Consider the following 13,363-nt stretch of genomic DNA (forward strand, 5'->3'; position numbering starts at 1 on the left):
TCCTATCGGCGGGCCGACGCATAATCCAATGCGCCCGGCGCGTTTTTATCCTCAAGGCGCGTTATGCGCAGGTTCATGTCGCCATACTCCCGGGCGACGCTGTTAAGTAGCTCTTCAACCTGACTTGAGCTGTAACCATCACCGGTGAGGGTGATGTTCACCTGCTTGCCCGATTCCCTTGCTGCCTGCGTCAGTGCGTGTGTTGCCGCATCGAGTCGCGCCTGATTCGACGCGGACATTGCGGCCAGCTCGCCCTGGCGCTTTGTCGCTTCGGCTACAGCACGCTCCAACGCGGAAATAACCACCGCGTCGTCCTTATCGGCGCGCGCCTTAGCCAGCTCCTTACTGAGCTTCGCGACCTCAATATCGAGCTTCAGCTTCTCCAGCGTGGCACTCGAGCCGGCCTGTAGGCCAGATTTCTGTGATTCAAGAATTGCCTTGTCCAACTCGTAGCTTCGCTGCATCTCATCGAGTCGCTTCTGATGCTCGGCATTAATCGCCTCCATCTTTGTTTCAGCGATCTGCGACATCGACCCGAATGTGGCATCAAGAATCGAATTGCCGACTTGGAACCCGCCAGTGATGGCTTCGGGACCCAGCCCACCTACCGTGCCACCGGCAATGCCAGCCAAACCAGACAGCGCCGCCCCAGCGATGCCGAAGCCAGCGCCAGCCTTAGCAGCTGGGTCGAGCTTCTTCCATGCTTCATCGGCAGCCTTCTTATTGGCCACGGCTCCAGAAATGCCACCAACAAGGTCAGGAATACCAGACAATGCCGTAACCGCACCGGGAATAGCACCCAGGGGGCCACCGACAGCAAAGCCAGCAACACCCATCGCGATACCACCGACGATCTTCGCGATACCAGTGAAAATCTTCTGAACGGCCTGCCCCATGCGCTGCAATGCGCCCATTTGATGCACGCCAACACCGAACGTCGCAGCCTGCTGCTGAGCAAGCAGCGCGGTCTGTAGTCGTAGCTGCTGGGCGATGTGAACCTGCTCCATCGTGGCAGCCGCGAGGTTGAACTGCGCCAACTGCTGCTTAATGGTCGCTTCTTGCTGGGCAAGGGCAGCTTCTGCCCGCGCCTGCTTCAGCGCCCACTCGGCCTGCATGACCAAGTCCTGGTCTTGCACCCATGTCAGCAAAATGTCATCAACAGCAGCAACACCAGCCACGCGGAACCGATCAACAGCATCTGCGAGGTTCGCCACACTCGCAGCACCCATCGTGAGATGACCCTTGCGCTCCTTAGCAAGCGCAGCCTCGGCACGAGCGATGGAGACATAACCGTCCCACCGGGCTCGCGCGAGGTCAGTCTCGCTTGTGCGCAAAGCATTGACCGCCTCGAGAGTCGCGATCCGGTTGTTGACGTTTGCCAGAGCAAGCTTAGAAACCTCTTGACGGGTCTTTTCCACTTCACTAGCCAGCTTCGCCATTGCCCCGGCATACTCCGCGACCGTGCCAGCGCCCTTAGCGACCGAATCCAACACACCAGTAGCCAACTCGCCGATCGCCTTGTAGCGCGACGCAGCGACGGTACGTTCCGCAGCCTCGAGGCGAATCGCAGCATCCGCCTGCTTGAGCTGAGCCTCGGTGAGCTTACCCTCCGCCTTGGCAACATCGTCCATTGCCTTCTGAACAACCTTGGCGTTCTTCTCGCTGGACTTCTCCAGCGACTCGGCAATATCCTCATTCACCCTATCGAGACGCTTCTGCGCCTTGGCGATAGCCTTAGCCCGCTTGGCCGAATCCTTAACGGCGCGCGCATCACGCAGCGCCTCTTCCGCGTCAGCGAGCTTGCGGGTCTGCACCGTTGTCAGCGCGGCACTCTTGCTACGTGCCCCAATGAGGGAAATGCGCTTTTTCGCAAGGTCCTCTTCAAGGTCAGCAGTCCTGACCGTCTCAGCTGCAATCTGCTCACGGGTCTGCGCCAAACCCTCCTCCGCATCGCGGACAATCTCGGACTTGCCGATAAACTCCCCGCCAAGCGTAAGGCCGAAACGCTTCACCGCGCCCATGGCCTTATTGATCTCATTCTCGAAAGACTTGCGTACCTCATACAACCGCAACGCAATCTCCGTGAACACGGAATCCTTCGCGAATGGCGCGTTGCCCGTGTAGTCACCGGTAGCTGCGATCTTCTCCACCGCCACAGCCGTGCGCAGCCACGCATCCGGCCCCTTGCGGGACAGTACCTGAAACTCAGGCATGCCACGCTTGAGCACCACCACCAAATCTTCCGTAGCCCGCGTGGATCGCGCAAAGTTGCCCCACTGACTGTTCGTGAGAACAGCTTCCGGCTTGCGGGACAGGTTCACAGATAGGCCACGGTGTGGCAGTACGCCGCCCTGGTCGTACAAGCCGGTGGACTTCACCAGCTGCATAGCGCGCCCCATCTTGCCTGCGTAGCGCCCGGGGAACGCAGACACCTGCACCCCCTGCGCCACCGCACCAGGGTCCATCTGTTGCCACTTCGGGAACTTCCGCAGCATGGCATTGAAGAACATGCCGGCACTACGGAACGGGCTCATGCGGTCTGCAGTGGTGCCCCATGCGCCGTTATTGCGCTGCTGGAACAGGCCCACCGAGTCGTAATCCGAGCCAACTGCGTCATGTTTGAACGCCATCGATTCAGGCACAGCTCGATTCGCCCACATTTTCAGCGGGTCGCCGGACTCCACAAGTGCCGTACCAATGCCGATCATGGCGCCGCGTGCAGGCAGGTGCTTCGACTTAGCGGAACGAGCGATCTCGAATGCGAAGAATGGCTGCCCCCACTTGCTCGTGGGTCGGGGCTTATCGCCTTGAGGAACGCCGGTGCGCTTGTTTGGGGTGTGCGGGTCGCGGGCATCGGTCGCGGTCGTACCGCTGACGTTCTGGTCGGTCTGACGGGCTGCGTAGCTCGCTTTTCCTACGCCTAGGTACTCGGCGGCCTGCGTGTACAGGTCTTGCGCCTTGCCCCACGATACGGAAGTGCTGCCGCCGAACGAGTCGCCCACGGCAGCGCCAGCGGGCACGCCACCCGCAAGGGGTGCAGCACTACCACCAGCCATGCCAGCCGTCGAATCAGCCGATGGCCTACGCCACGGAGTCTCCGGGCGAGCGCTGGACAGCTTGAAGTGAGCATGGTCAGTAAACGACGGGTGGCGAGCGCTAGCAGCACGGCCACCGATCTGGCCATTACCGCGAGCTCCACCCATCTCAATGGCGATACCACCCACGTCGCCAGCCGTGTGGCCACCATATGGGCCACCATTGAACCAGCCAATATTGAAGTCATTGCGTCCACCGAGGCCACGCTTCGCGCCCATCGAGGCCAGCACGGAACCCTGACTGCCCGTCGCAAACAAGCGCGCCAATGGGCGGTGACGCCACAGCCCCTTAACGAAGCCGGCGACCAGCGAGATCATGCCAGAGCAATCACCCCAATTGCCAGCCGAGCCACCGCCCCACGTGTAAGGGAATCCCTCAAGGCTGCGACCAGCGGGCGCACGCATACCCTTAACGGTCTTACCTCGGACCCACTGCAAAACATCACCCGCGGTGATACCACCATCGGCGAAGTAATTCACGCTCTTCGGGGCCAGCGACCCGCGGTAGCGAGGGTCGACCGGAGCGCCAGTGTCCTTGCTAACGACAGACAGGCCGAACATGTCCGCGACCTGCGAAAGGATAGCCGTCGAGCGGGCACGCTTGGAGCCAGCCAGCGGAATGTAGGCCTCGCCACCGGTTTCAGGTTCAGCCCACACGCGCCACGCGCCAGCCTTGGCGATCTGCGCGCTGTGATTCTCCTTGCCTCCACGCCCAAAGCGCTTAACTCCGCCCTGGGCATAAGCCTCGATAACGCCACCGAGCGACAGGCCAATGAACCCCTCAAGCCTATCGGGCACGACCGCGCGGATAGCGTCACCAATGATCGACCCAGCGGAACGAATGCCCGAAACAAGACCGGAGATAATGTCCCGCCCAGCGTTGACGAGCCAACTGCCGGCAGCCGCAAAAATGCCCTTGATGCGCCCCGGGATACCAGAGACGATCTGAATGAAATTATTGAAGCTGTTGCGGGCACTGTTAACGAAGTTGGAGATGGCGGACTTGAGCGCGTTAACAGCCGCGATAACGCCAGCCTTAACCGCATTCCACGCCCCGAGAACAACGGCCTTAATGGCGTTCCACGCTGCGGAGCTTGCGGACTTGATAGCACTCCAGCCATTGACGATGCCATCACGCAGGAATCCGAGGATAGCCAGTACGGCAGCGCGTAGGCCATTCCATACGCCCACAATGACAGCCTTAACACCATTCCAGACTGCGATGGCCATGCCCTTAATGGCGTTCCACCCGGCCACGATCGCAATAGAGAGTCCATTCCAGACCGCTATCACCCCGGCGCGGATACCGTTCCACACGCCGACAATGAGGGCTTTAAGCCCATTCCACACCGCGCCAGCAATGGAGACTAACCCATTCCATGCCGCAGAAAGCGTGGTGGTGATTCCATTCCAGACAGCAGATGCGACAGCAACTAAACCATTCCACAAGCCATTCCACAGGTTCTTGACCGTCTCCACGCCACTGGCAAAAGCGTCCCTGATCTGCTCCCAGTGGGTAACGATGTAGGAAACTGCCATACCGATAGGCCCGCCAAGGATCGACAGCACCGTAGTCCAGTTCTCAGACAGCCAATCGCGAGTGGCGGTGACCGCGTTCTTTAGGCCATCGAAAGCACCCGAAGCGGCACTCTTGATGCCGTCCCATGCGCCGGAGGCGCCAGACTTAATGCCGTCCCACACACCGGAGGCGCCAGATTTAACGCCATCCCATACGCCGGTGAAGAAATCGCCTGTTGCCGACCAAGCGGACTTAATGCCCTCCCATGCAGACGATGCAGCGTCAGAAACATCACTCCAGACTTGCGTGAATTTGTTCGCGAGCCACGACCATGCGTCCTTAAGGGCCTGTATAAACTCGCCCCAGATTCGCTTACCGGTCTCGGTCTTGGTGAAAAACCAGATGAGTCCGGCAACCACTGCAGCGATAGCAGTGGCAATGAGAACCATCGGGTTAGCCAGCATTGCGGCCGTCAGCGCCCGGAATGCCCCCATCGCCATGCGCAAACCGGTGACAAGACCAGACTTTAAGACGCCGGCAAACCGCGCGAGACTACCGCCCACCTTGAGGAACACCGAGCCGATCTTCGACCCAATTCCGCTGATGCGCGAAAACAGCGAGCCCATATTTATGAGCTTGCTACCAAGCCCTACGAACGTTTTGCCGATGCCCGCGATGATGGGGTTAGCGGACTTAAACCCACCAGCGACCCGGAGCATGATGCCGCCGAGTCCACCCCCACCGCTTAACGCCCCGCCAAGGAACTTTGCGGCACCACCGACGTTGCGCAGGTTACCAGCCACACCGCCGAACAATCCCGTGACGAAACTTATGCCCTTGAACGCGACGAAGCCAGTAACAAGCCCATTCACCGCGCCCTGATTCTCCGTCATGAGCTGGGCAATCTTCTCCAGAATTGGCGCGAGGATATTCGCTAACAGCGGGGCAAGCGTGGCAAACGCGCCCGTCATGGACACGATGGACGCAGCCATCGCACCCTGCCCCAGAGACGCGATAATCTTGCCCACGCTCGGCGCGAGTTCAACAAATGCGTCCTTGATCTTCCGGGCAGACTCACCTAACGCACCAAACATGCCTGGAGCGTCATTATTGCCCTTGAGGCCAGACATGAAGTCATCGAACTTCTGCTTGACGCTATCGAGCGTGCGCGCGACCTCATTGGCTACTTGAGCGTCAGGAAAGGCCTTTTTGAAAGCATCCCCCTGATAGCCCTTTTCGAAATACTCGAAAACGCCCCTAACCTTGTCGGTTAGTCCGTCAATTGCCTTAGTGGCGTTACCGATAATGGCAGGGGCAACGTTGAATGGACCCTTGAGCAGCGTTTCGCCGAGACGACCAACAGCAGCCTTAGCATTCATCACCGAACCCGAAAACGTCTTGCCCATCTCGAGCGCAGCCCCGCCCATGCCGGCCTTCATAGCTTTCTCAAAAGTCTTAAAGTCGATTTGCCCATCGGAAACCATCTCCGAAATCTCTTCGGAGGTCTTGCCAGTCTCCTTTGCGAGTAACTGCAACACGGGAATGCCGCTGGACATAAGCTGCATCATGTCATCGCCCTGGAGCTTGCCGCGTGCTGCGACCGAACCGAAGATAAGGCCTACATCGGAGATGTCACGGCCAGCAATCGCAGCCGTATCTCCCACAGTCTTAAGGACACCTTCCAGCTCCTGCCCCGGCTTGATCCCAGAAGCAACCATCTGCGCAGCAAGACCCGCAGCGTCACCGAGGCCATAGGCCGTGCCCTTCACTGAGTTAAGAGCAGAGTCCATGATTTTTCCCACGTTCTGCGTGGAGTGACCAAGGCCCTTGAGCTTGGCTTGCGCACCCTCGATAGCCGAAAGGCGATCAAAGCCCTTTTTAAGAGTGTAACCAAGCGCCGAGCCAGCAGCAGCGCCGGCAGCCAGCGCGCCCCTCTTGAGCGTCTTGCCAATGCCCGACGATAGTTTGGTTCCCATCGACTCGCCGGACTTGACGGCTGACGAATCAGCCTCACCCAGAGCCTGCTTCACAGCTGGGGCAATGTCCTTCGTGGACGGCTTAATAACCACCCATGCGTTAGCTAGCTGAACCACTGCCCCAACCTCCTGTTATGACACCCAGCCGAGCCACTTGTTCAGCTCGTCAACGGGTATAGCTTCGCCGGTGAACACACCGGATTCTTTATCGTTGAACGGGTCGCCGGATGACGCCTCATTTTTGTTCTGCCCTTCCATATCCGCCGTTGTCACACTCGGACGAGGGATCGGCTTTGGGCGCTCACCCTTGCCGGAACGTTGCCAGTTCGCGCCATGAAGGGCATCAACGGCGCTAGCAAGTAAGTACTCCCCCACACCCCAGCCATAAGCATCGCCCATGGACTGGCGGGCGATGGCGGACTTGTCGTCTGCCTGACGGATAACGACGGCCACGTCACGCCAGTTCAGGCGGTCAGTGCCGTCGCAGAGCCAGCGCAAACGCAACCCCTGACGAATAAGCTCATGTTCTACAACCTCACAGAACTCGTCATCGTCAAGGGCTTGCGCAATGCTTAGGATTCCCCCAGTGGGGTATCTCCCTGCTCGGTCCACTGCACGATGAACTTCTCATAGTCACGAACACTCATGTTGTCGATAATGTCGACAGTGGCCTTGTCGAACTTCGCGGCTTTGAACAGCTCATCATCATCCAGGTCATCAGCGTTGTTGCTGTCATTGAATACCTTTTTGAACGCCTTGCGGGTCACTGCATCCTTGAGGAACGGCAGGTCAAGTTCCTTGCCGTCAGCGGTAGTGAAGTGGAATCGTTCCAGAGCCATAGCGGGTCTCCTTAAAAGTCTTGAAGCGGGTTAGATTGGCAGGTCTATGAAGGTAGGGCTAGACGCGACCCGCCAGAAAACGCCTAGCCCAGGGGAACTAATCGGAGGAGCCGACCTCTTCGGCACGCTTAATCATCGAGATCAGCTTCTGGTTGTCCACCCCGAAGCACTCAATAGTCACCTCAAACTTGATGACATCAGCCTTGACATAGGACACGTCTCCAACTTCAGTGACCTGCGCATCAGGCGCGAACACGAGAATCTTCGAACCATTGCCACCATTGATGGTGAAGCCAATGGAGAAGTGCGGAAGCTCTTCCGCAGACTCCACAACCTTGAGCACGCCTCCCTGCTCGGAAACGTTCGCCTCGCCCGCCACCAGCTTCAGAACATCGGAGTTTGCAGCCTCCATGAACGTGGTCTTGAGCATCACAGAGTGGTCAGACTGCGTAATGACAATAGTGTCACCATTCCAGTCCTTGATCTTCTCCGTAGAACGGTCAACCGTCTTAGTCACACCATCTTCGGAGATGTAACCGGCAGGCTTGTGCTGCAAGGTCTGCTTTAGGTCTGCATCGACGGCGGTCGGGAACTTGTCAGCGGTTGCGACAGGCGCACCAACAGTGATCCCGCCAACGACCTTAACGTCAGGTGCGCCTACGAGAACATTCTTACGATTACGTGCATCAACCATGAGATTCCTCCTTTAAGGAATTGGATATAAGAAAACCCCCACCTGGTTAGGTGAGGGTCGTGAACAGTTCGCCGGTGATCTGCCATCGGAAGATATCCGGCGTGTCGGGGTCTGGGAAGTCATGAGGGCCAGCCTCTTCGTCCCAGCCCAGCAGCTTGTCGCTGCGATGGAATGCGCCATCAATGAGGTGGAGGCGGATTGTCTGAATGGTGTCGATGACCGCCTCGAGATCGGCACCATAAACCTGGATTGCGACAAGCCCAGACTGCAACGTAGGTGCCTTAGCTGTGATGGCTGCAGCATCGACGCGGACGAACAATTCAACCGCCTTACGCGGCACAAGCGTCACAACGGGGCACTCCACCACGCCACGAAGTTCCTCGAGAAGCCACTCGACAGCAAGTTGAGTCATTTGCCACCACCTAACGCTTTCAGCAGCGTGTTATCGCGCGCGTTGACCCGCATTGCGCGGGGCGTATCAGTAAACACGATGGCACGATAACGGTCCGGAAACTCCTGAGAGTCCCATTCAAAGCCATTTCCAGCCCGGGTGGCCACATCACGCGCCAATCCATTGATCTGATCTCGCAAAGCCGGATCTTTGCGCATCTCCTGGAACCCATCAATGTTCCATGTGATTTTCATAGAAAGCTCACCCCTCGACCATCTGAAAAGTGAGCCACCTACCCGGTGCGAAACCAGCCAAAAAAGTTGACCTATCTTTCCTCAGGACGACAAGGGCGCCGTCCATGATTTCCACACAGTCCGTGTCAAAATGCACCGGCTGAGTTTCATCTTTGAGGTTAAGAGCAATTACTTCCAGCATTATCCCTCCACCTTCAACGCATGGACCACCACAAGCCCCGGGGAAAACCCAAACGGGCCATGATCATAGTTTTCTGGATTACCAGCTACCTGCCACACAGATCCATCCGGCAATCGAATTTTCGCCGCAGTACCAAACTCAGCACCAACAGGCACGTGCACATGCAGGTAATCAATGGTCCGCAGCACCGACTCCCCAGCCTTTTCTTCCACTCGGTCAACCCACCACCCAGCCACCCGAAGATGACGGGATACCACGGGACCAGGACGGGAGTCACCGAACCGATCTACCACCGGTTCGCCTGGGGTTAACACCTCTACCTCATGAGACAACGGGATAAAAGGGGTGCTCACTTCGACGCTCACCCCATCGACATTGAGTACACGCCGCGTCGTCGGCGCCGAACCAATGGCGCCAACATGGTCTTGTCCGATACGGACAACCACGGCGCACCACCAGACGCACCCTGCCCAAAAGACAAGTTCGTCGCAAAAGGTCCCGCGGTGTACGACACGGATTCTGCGGCCTGGGACTGTGGTGGGGCTTCCAGCACCCTAGCCACCATGCGGGAGACTACGAGGCGCACCGCATCAGGCACCGGATCAGGCGTGTAGCCGAGGTAGCTTACGACCAGCGCGGAGGCTTCCTCCAGCAAGCCTGCTGTGCGCTGCTGCGCGTCCTCACCAAGTGGGTCGCGAAGACGGGCTTCAACATCACTCAGACTTGCGAGCACGCCCACCCCCACGCTTCACCGGGGTGGTTGGTGGCGAGTCGGGATCGAGCAATCCGGCATCAACCTGCGCACCATCCGGGACCTCACCGCCGGCAGTCAACACCACCACACCGCCCGCGGTGTGAGCGTAGACGCTGCCGTGAAAATCATCACGAATACGCATCAATCACACCTCCTAGGTCAAGACGGTTGCGGCCATAAACGCGTTAGCGTTCGCCAACACAGGCATCGCAATAGCGGCACCATTGATGTAGATACCAATTGGGTTCTCCGACTTATAGGCACCAACGGCAATACCTGCCTGCTCGTCATGCGGAAGGTTGTAGTTACTCTGCAAAGATTCCAGGGTGGTGCCCAGTGCGGTCATACCGGCTTCAAGTTCAGCCGGGGGCACAAGCACCGCAACTTTCGCGTCGATAACATCGACCGCCTTACCTCCCTTACGGACCTTGCGGTTGTACTCACGAACCATCGGTAGGCCGTGGTCCATGAGGAGGCCGTTGAGGTAGTCAGAGTTGACGATCTGCGCGATCTGGCCTGCTGTAGCAAACTTCTGCACCTGCGTGGCCTTCTTCAACACAGACAGCGCCTTCTTCGACATCAAAATTGCCTCTGGCTCCACACCGTGCTCTGCAACGTAGGCCTCCACCCACGCGGTGATGTCATCAATCGGGGTAGCGTCCTGCTGGTCCCACTTGGTAGCAGCCGTCACCGTAAACGCGGACCCACGCCCAAAGTCCATGTCGGACTTGAACCCGTTTTCATCGGCGCTGAACTTTGCGGTCTGGATGACCTGGCCGCGTGCCAGTTCCAGGCGGTCTGCAATAGCTGCGCCGATACGCTTGGCAACGCGCAGCTGGGAGGTTTCCAGCATATCCTTGTCGGAGATGTTGCGCATCTGAAGCTGGTCCCACTCAGACACTCGCTCCTGGCGGCCAAGCGCGGCTAAGGGCACGGTCAGGCGCTGCCCGCCGTGGCCCTCACCGAAGCTGTTTTCAGCATCGAATGCGCGGAACTCCGCTACCTCATTCAACCCGCCACCGTACTGGCTTACCTCCAAGCTGGTGCCGTTGACGTTGAGGTTTGGCAGGAACTCCGACAGGGAAATCCCACGGGCGCGTTCGCGCTCATCAAAGCCCACACGAGCGGTAAGGGTGAGCTGGTAGGGGTCAGCGTAGTCAGTAAAAAGCTTCATCGGTTCCTAGGCCTCCTTCTCGATAGTGAACTGGGGGTTCGGGGTGGTCAATGTGGTCACATCAAACCCACTCTGGGGGAGGAAATCGGCACGAATACGCCCATGCCACACCAAAGGCGCAACAACGTCTGTTGCGCCGGTAAACGACTGGTCCGTAAGCAGGAAACCCGCCAGCGCATCACTGGCTTCGGTCACTGGCTCGTACTTACCGCCATCGCCCTTTTTCAGCGCCGTACCGGCGGGGATTACCCCAGTGGTGAAGCTGGTCAATTTCGTCCCATCAATAGTGACGGTGCGAGCAACGTCGGTGCCGTGCGCGGAGCCTAGCCAACGCTGACTGCCCGAACCGTACTTTTCGGTCTTAATTCCAAGCTGCATTATGTTCATGCCCTTTCTTGTCGAAACAATGCTTAGAGTTTCTTGGCGCGCTCAACGATGGTTTCGCGCGTCGGTGAAGAACTCACCCCACGCCCCTGCGCCGGATTCACCCCGAGGCCTTTCACCTTGCCCCGTTCAGCTAGCGCCTTAGCCTGCTTGACCATGGTGTCTTTATCACCGTGGAGAAACAGTTCCGCATCCGTGGGGCTAATGCCGTGTTCGGCGGCGATACTGAGCTGGTCCAGGCGGGCTTGGAGCTGGCTGTTGGTGTGTTCGGACGCCGCGAGTTTCTCGCCGAGCTTTTCCAGCTCGGTTTTCTCAGCGTCTTCCAACTCCTTTAACTTCTTCGCCGCGGCAATATTGGCCTTGGCTTTAGCTTCCCAATCCCGAGAGTGGGTCTTCATGGCCTCGTACTTGGCCTTGTAATCCACCTCGCCGGAATCCACCTCGCCTGAGTCATTCTCAGTGGTATCTTGCGTGGACTCATCGGCAGCCGTGGGCTCTGATGCCGTTGCGGCACCACCTTGTGGGCCTTCGATAAACCGAAGCCACGGGCGAGTGTTCTTCATCTTCTTGTTCTCCTTTTTCAGGGGTGGTACGCCCGTTTCGGGCATGACAAAACCCCACCAGGAACCCGAAGGCACCCAATGGGGTTTTAGTGCAACCGCTGGGACTCGAACCCAGACACCTACCAGCTAGACGGCGCTATCCTACTTTTCGAAGGAATTCTCTATAATTTGTCTCTCATACCACTCAATAGATTCCAATGGATACCCCGATTCAGGATATTCACGCTTCAACGTTTCTACGATCTCTAGAGATAGCTCGCCCTCTTCAAATGCTTCCGCCACCAACGACATCACAGCTTCCTCATCCTCGTCGGCATCCAGATCATTCAGCGCAGAGGTTCTATCTACGGAAGCAGGGATCCTGCCATCTAGCCAACGATAGACTTCCCTATCAGTCAACATCACGCACTCCCTTCTTCGGTAACTTATCTACCATGTACGCGGTAACCGCTCCTTTTCGAACAGAACCATCAATAACAGTATACTCGGCCATAACCCAGCCATCCTCAGCCTGCGAAAACACTAGGCGCTTATTACCAGCAATCTTAGTCTTCTCAGGGTTTTCCAGTGTTTCTACTACCGCGTTAGCAATGTCCTGGTTACTCCACGATTTCGGGAACTTTGACGCACCTTCACGCTGCGTGTCCCACGTGTGCCCCATCCGGGAATCCTCGGAATGCTTAACCCACGCGTCACCCCTCTTGGGCGTATCGCGCCAGCCAAACAACACATGAGCAACCACACGGTCCAAATCCTTCGGCAACGGCTCACCAGGAAACACCGTCGACATCCCATCACCCTTATAGGCTGGCACCGTCACGGTCTTCAGCTCAGGCCACAGCGGGCCACCATTGAGCTTCCTAGCCCGCAACGCCTTTTCAAAATCAGCCTGGGTGGAACTCTCCGAATCGCTCCACAACTGCTCCAAATCCCGATTAATCCGAGGCAAATCAGAACCATCACGCTTAACCTCAACACCAAGACAACGACAATGATCGTGAAACTTATTCACCGCACCAACCGTCTTCGCCGTATACACCGCACCACGAGACGCCAACATCAAACAAAAAGAACAAGCCCCAGGCTCCGGCACACGCGCAAACGCCGTCCCATCACGCATCACATTCCGCACAATCGTCCCCGACGCCTGCGCAGACACCACACGAGCCAAAATCCCATCCAACTTCACCCGCGCACCCACAGCATCAAACACACCAGCATTCATAGAGGTGTTCAACGCCCAGTCATACGACGCCAACGCATGCCCATACTTCACCGGGTCAGCCTGATCAGGAAACGCCAACCCAGCCAACTCCTCATCCAACGACCGCGACAACACCAAATAATCCACCGCCGCAGCCGCCGCCTGCTCCCCAAAAGCAACCGTCAACTCCGCAAACGCATCCCGCACCTCCGAACGCGTCAAACGACCAACCCCACCAGCCCTCCACAACTCACCAAAACGCTGCTGCGCCAACAACCGCAGATACTCCAACGCCAACGCGTAATCATCCTGCTGCACCACCACCCCACCTCCCA

Annotated in this window: 14 protein-coding genes; all 14 read right to left on the minus strand. The window is 57.9% G+C overall.

All coding sequences use genetic code 11. From position 1 onward, the window contains the following. Nucleotides 1–2 precede the first annotated feature (2 nt). Nucleotides 3–6,707, minus strand: coding sequence for a tape measure protein (locus CAURIC_RS07730; RefSeq protein ID WP_035115720.1), 6,705 nt, complete (start codon nucleotides 6,705–6,707; stop codon nucleotides 3–5). Nucleotides 6,708–6,722: 15 nt separating this feature from the next. Continuing rightward, complete coding sequence (locus tag CAURIC_RS07735; RefSeq protein ID WP_156963560.1) at nucleotides 6,723–7,088, minus strand: hypothetical protein; 366 nt, start codon at nucleotides 7,086–7,088, stop codon at nucleotides 6,723–6,725. A gap of 74 nt (nucleotides 7,089–7,162) precedes the next feature. Continuing rightward, nucleotides 7,163–7,429 carry a hypothetical protein gene (locus tag CAURIC_RS07740; RefSeq protein ID WP_035115726.1) on the minus strand — a complete coding sequence of 89 codons (267 nt, stop codon included), beginning with the start codon at nucleotides 7,427–7,429 and terminating at the stop codon, nucleotides 7,163–7,165. A gap of 97 nt (nucleotides 7,430–7,526) precedes the next feature. Next, nucleotides 7,527–8,123: a phage tail tube protein gene (locus CAURIC_RS07745; protein ID WP_052095174.1), complete on the minus strand. Its 597-nt coding sequence runs from the start codon at nucleotides 8,121–8,123 to the stop codon at nucleotides 7,527–7,529. 46 nt (nucleotides 8,124–8,169) lie between these two features. Next, complete coding sequence (locus CAURIC_RS07750; RefSeq protein WP_035115729.1) at nucleotides 8,170–8,535, minus strand: hypothetical protein; 366 nt, start codon at nucleotides 8,533–8,535, stop codon at nucleotides 8,170–8,172. After that, entirely contained in the window at nucleotides 8,532–8,768 is a 237-nt protein-coding gene (locus CAURIC_RS07755) for a hypothetical protein (RefSeq protein ID WP_035115732.1), read from the minus strand. The genes CAURIC_RS07750 and CAURIC_RS07755 overlap by 4 nt, the downstream gene beginning before the upstream one ends. A gap of 180 nt (nucleotides 8,769–8,948) precedes the next feature. Next, nucleotides 8,949–9,302, minus strand: a complete 354-nt coding sequence (locus CAURIC_RS07760; RefSeq protein ID WP_156963562.1) for a hypothetical protein — start codon at nucleotides 9,300–9,302, stop codon at nucleotides 8,949–8,951. Nucleotides 9,303–9,310: 8 nt separating this feature from the next. Continuing rightward, the gene (locus tag CAURIC_RS07765; protein ID WP_156963564.1) at nucleotides 9,311–9,682 is read right to left on the minus strand and encodes a hypothetical protein; all 372 of its coding nucleotides are present in this window, start codon (nucleotides 9,680–9,682) and stop codon (nucleotides 9,311–9,313) included. Next, nucleotides 9,663–9,845 carry a hypothetical protein gene (locus CAURIC_RS07770; protein WP_035115735.1) on the minus strand — a complete coding sequence of 61 codons (183 nt, stop codon included), beginning with the start codon at nucleotides 9,843–9,845 and terminating at the stop codon, nucleotides 9,663–9,665. Before CAURIC_RS07770 ends, CAURIC_RS07765 begins: the two co-directional genes overlap by 20 nt. A 12-nt stretch (nucleotides 9,846–9,857) precedes the next feature. Continuing rightward, nucleotides 9,858–10,877, minus strand: a complete 1,020-nt coding sequence (locus tag CAURIC_RS07775; protein WP_035115737.1) for a major capsid protein — start codon at nucleotides 10,875–10,877, stop codon at nucleotides 9,858–9,860. A gap of 6 nt (nucleotides 10,878–10,883) precedes the next feature. After that, the gene (locus CAURIC_RS07780) at nucleotides 10,884–11,255 is read right to left on the minus strand and encodes a hypothetical protein (RefSeq protein WP_035115740.1); all 372 of its coding nucleotides are present in this window, start codon (nucleotides 11,253–11,255) and stop codon (nucleotides 10,884–10,886) included. Between the two features lie 32 nt (nucleotides 11,256–11,287). Continuing rightward, nucleotides 11,288–11,824, minus strand: a complete 537-nt coding sequence (locus tag CAURIC_RS07785; protein ID WP_172644104.1) for a capsid assembly scaffolding protein Gp46 family protein — start codon at nucleotides 11,822–11,824, stop codon at nucleotides 11,288–11,290. A 141-nt stretch (nucleotides 11,825–11,965) separates the two neighbouring features. Beyond that, a complete protein-coding gene (locus tag CAURIC_RS07790; RefSeq protein ID WP_156963568.1) occupies nucleotides 11,966–12,229 on the minus strand; it encodes a hypothetical protein in 264 nt (87 codons plus the stop codon). Beyond that, nucleotides 12,216–13,346 carry a VG15 protein gene (locus CAURIC_RS07795; RefSeq protein ID WP_172644105.1) on the minus strand — a complete coding sequence of 377 codons (1,131 nt, stop codon included), beginning with the start codon at nucleotides 13,344–13,346 and terminating at the stop codon, nucleotides 12,216–12,218. The genes CAURIC_RS07790 and CAURIC_RS07795 overlap by 14 nt, the downstream gene beginning before the upstream one ends. Nucleotides 13,347–13,363: the final 17 nt, after the last annotated feature.

This window comes from Corynebacterium auriscanis (assembly GCF_030408435.1).
GTDB lineage: Bacteria > Actinomycetota > Actinomycetes > Mycobacteriales > Mycobacteriaceae > Corynebacterium > Corynebacterium auriscanis.

What these genes read in the sequence shown, in the direction of transcription:
- CAURIC_RS07740 (WP_035115726.1), bottom strand. Translation starts at nt 7,429, where the DNA reads ATGGCTCTGGAACGATTCCACTTCACTACCGCTGACGGCAAGGAACTT.
- CAURIC_RS07745 (WP_052095174.1), bottom strand. Translation starts at nt 8,123, where the DNA reads ATGGTTGATGCACGTAATCGTAAGAATGTTCTCGTAGGCGCACCTGAC.
- CAURIC_RS07750 (WP_035115729.1), bottom strand. Translation starts at nt 8,535, where the DNA reads ATGACTCAACTTGCTGTCGAGTGGCTTCTCGAGGAACTTCGTGGCGTG.
- CAURIC_RS07755 (WP_035115732.1), bottom strand. Translation starts at nt 8,768, where the DNA reads ATGAAAATCACATGGAACATTGATGGGTTCCAGGAGATGCGCAAAGAT.
- CAURIC_RS07770 (WP_035115735.1), bottom strand. Translation starts at nt 9,845, where the DNA reads ATGCGTATTCGTGATGATTTTCACGGCAGCGTCTACGCTCACACCGCG.
- CAURIC_RS07775 (WP_035115737.1), bottom strand. Translation starts at nt 10,877, where the DNA reads ATGAAGCTTTTTACTGACTACGCTGACCCCTACCAGCTCACCCTTACC.
- CAURIC_RS07780 (WP_035115740.1), bottom strand. Translation starts at nt 11,255, where the DNA reads ATGCAGCTTGGAATTAAGACCGAAAAGTACGGTTCGGGCAGTCAGCGT.
- CAURIC_RS07785 (WP_172644104.1), bottom strand. Translation starts at nt 11,824, where the DNA reads ATGAAGAACACTCGCCCGTGGCTTCGGTTTATCGAAGGCCCACAAGGT.